This window comes from Sulfurovum sp. (assembly GCF_041551015.1).
In the GTDB taxonomy this organism is placed as follows: domain Bacteria; phylum Campylobacterota; class Campylobacteria; order Campylobacterales; family Sulfurovaceae; genus Sulfurovum.
Window position 1 is genome coordinate 1 of the sequence record NZ_JBFENQ010000184.1, and the last position, 2,759, is coordinate 2,759.

General features: G+C 39.7%; 4 protein-coding genes. 1 reads left to right on the forward strand and 3 read right to left on the reverse strand.

The window, feature by feature from the left end:
* Positions 1-104 precede the first annotated feature (104 nt).
* Positions 105-515: a hypothetical protein gene (locus tag ABZC96_RS09455; protein ID WP_373030707.1), complete on the forward strand. Its 411-nt coding sequence runs from the start codon at positions 105-107 to the stop codon at positions 513-515.
* Positions 516-524: 9 nt separating this feature from the next.
* On the opposite strand, the gene ABZC96_RS09460 is transcribed toward ABZC96_RS09455, so the two are convergent.
* The 3 genes from ABZC96_RS09460 to ABZC96_RS09470 all read right to left on the reverse strand — a co-directional run.
* The gene (locus ABZC96_RS09460; RefSeq protein WP_373030709.1) at positions 525-1,232 is read right to left on the reverse strand and encodes an OmpA family protein; all 708 of its coding nucleotides are present in this window, start codon (positions 1,230-1,232) and stop codon (positions 525-527) included.
* A 28-nt stretch (positions 1,233-1,260) separates the two neighbouring features.
* Positions 1,261-1,536: a YMGG-like glycine zipper-containing protein gene (locus ABZC96_RS09465; protein WP_373030711.1), complete on the reverse strand. Its 276-nt coding sequence runs from the start codon at positions 1,534-1,536 to the stop codon at positions 1,261-1,263.
* 64 nt (positions 1,537-1,600) lie between these two features.
* A partial coding sequence (locus tag ABZC96_RS09470; RefSeq protein WP_373030712.1) for a replication-associated recombination protein A occupies positions 1,601-2,759 on the reverse strand: 1,159 nt, incomplete at its 5' end.

Genomic DNA, 2,759 nt, shown 5'->3' on the forward strand with positions numbered 1-2,759 from the left:
GTTCGAGTCCTCTCATCCGCACCATCTACAAAAACTTCAATTAACATCTTTTTTTAAAAATTATTGTATAATTCACATATTAAATATATATTTAGGATCTCATTATGGATAAGAGTTTATTTTTCTTTGTTGTCATCGGAGTAGGGTTTCTTTATTTTATTACTCAATTTGTGGGTGATATCCAAGAAGATGAAAAGTTTCAAAATGAAGAATATAAGCAAAAGCGTCAGTATGATCAATATAAAAGTGTTGACAGTATTGGACGGGATATACTTGATATGACGGGTACCTCGATAGATACACAAGTGCAAGCATGGAACAATTCTGAATTAAAAACAGAATTTTTAGAACTTTTTCCTGATTTTTCTGAAATGAAAATATTTGTAAAAGAAAGAGTTAGGGGAGAGACTTTGCAGGCAAAACTTACTGCTGCTGTTGATGATGTCGAGGCTCAATATTTCTCTGGTGCAATGGATGCAGAACGAGCCAAGCGTAAGCTTGGCTTGTTGAAATAAGAAGCAGTTTTAACGACAAGGGTCGCTCATTCTGTTTCTATCTGCATACAGGTAGACTTCTACACGTCTGTTGAGCGCTCTGTTTCTGGCAGAGTCATTCGGTGCAATCTCTTTATTATATGAACATCCTTTTGTGTACGGTCTTCCATTTACAGCAAGAAGATTACTTACGCTGCTTGCACGTCTTTTAGAAAGATCCAGATTGTAAGTGTAACTTCCTACATTATCTGTAAAGCCTGCAACACCTACAACCGTTTGAGGATAGTTAGCTAAAACCTGTCCTACTTTTTGAACCTTTGCTCTTGCACTTGATTGCAGTGTAGATGAATCTGTGGCAAACATCATACGGTCTCTAAACATAATTTTTACATAACTATTGGTTTTTGATACAATGATATCTCTATTTGGATCAAGAGCTGCAAGTGGGTCATTATTAACACCTGTACCAAGAGCACGTGCAACTTCATTGGCTTGCTGGTCCATACTGTAACCTACTGCTCCACCCAGCGCAGCACCTAGTAGACCGCCAATGATGGCACTTTTGGAGTCTCTGCTGCCCGTATTGTATCCTATGGCTGCACCAGCCAGTGCTCCTGTTGCAGCACCTGTTTTAGTACGATTATAACTTGTGTCTTCGACAAGACCAGGTTGATTGTAACATCCTCCTAGCATGAAAGCAGCTACAGTAGCTGCAAGTATTGGTTTGGTTAATTTCATTTTATCTCCTTTTCATATAAGAGAATGGCTATTGCCATCCACCTGTTTCTACTGGTTCTGGATTACTGTTGTCTATGGCACTTCCTAAACCAGCACCAACTGCTGTACCTATGAGAGCACCTACCGCAGCATTTCCTCCACCGCCACTACCTGTATTGTAACCTATGACTGCACCAGCAAGAGCACCAGTTGCTGCACCCGTTTGTGTTGCATTGTTTGGTGCTACTTCCTGCCCTGTACATCCAGTTAATAAGGCAATACTGCTACTTGAAATAAGAATAATATTAAGTATACTTCTTTTCATTATGATTCCTTTTATATTTAATTTTTTTGATTATAACATAGAAATGTGTCAAAAATGTGTCTTATTATGAAGACTTTATTTTCTCATGCCACTGCCATAGGGTTTTTTCAAAACCTATTTGTTTGGTATCATAGTATTTTTTAGGTACTGAAAGGTAAGATTGTTCTATCCATCCACCAAAATCATGTGGGTAAACATAATCCTTGGCATGGGTCTTTATATGAGAGGGAATAGGGTGTATCTCTCCGGCTGCAATATCTTTAAGAGCAGAGTTGATCGCCATATAGGCACTGTTGGACTTGGGTGAGGAAGCAAGATAGATTACAAGCTGAGATAGTGATATTCTGGCTTCAGGGTATCCTATATGTTTGACTATGTTCAGTGTTGAACTGGCAAGGTTAAGAGCAGGGGGGTTTGCATTTCCTATGTCTTCACTGGCTAAGATAGCTAAACGTCTAGCAATAAATTCTGCAGGTTCACCACCATCTATAAGTCTGGCAAGATAATAGATGGATGCATCTATATCAGACCCCCGGATACTTTTGATCATGGCAGAAGTTAGTTCATAGTGGCTTTCACTCTCAGCACTTCCAGCCTGCATGGCATGAGGACGTATCTGTTTAAGTGTATTCAGTGTAACAGGGTTCTCTACGGCGCATGCACTCTCAAGTAAGTTTAGCATAGCCCGTACATCACCGCCACTGGAAAAGACAAGATACTCTTTTGCATCATCTTCTATCGTTAGATCCTCCAGTTGGATAATCTTATCGAGATAGTTATGTAACTCTTTTTCATGTATGGCTTCAAGTTCAAAAAGGTGAGAACGTGAACGCATAGCGGCAGTGAGAGAATAATAAGGATTTTCTGTCGAGGCACCTATAATGAGTGCGGATTGGTTTTCCATAAAAGGCAGGAGCACTTCTTGCTGGTTTTTACTCAGTCTATGGACTTCATCTATAAAAATAAGAGGTTTCTGTAATGCATTGGTATATTCTTTAAAGATCTTACGCAGATCCTCTATCTTCAGTGTGGTGGCATTCATCTCATAAAAAGGTTTATCCAGAAGGGTGGCGATTACACGGGCAAGGGTTGTCTTTCCACAGCCCGGTGGTCCATAAAAGAAAGTATGGGAGAGGGTATCTGTGATGATGAGCTTTTTTAATATGGCACTGTCACCTAAAAGGTGTGATTGACCTATAAGGGTATCAAGTGTTTTGGGACGA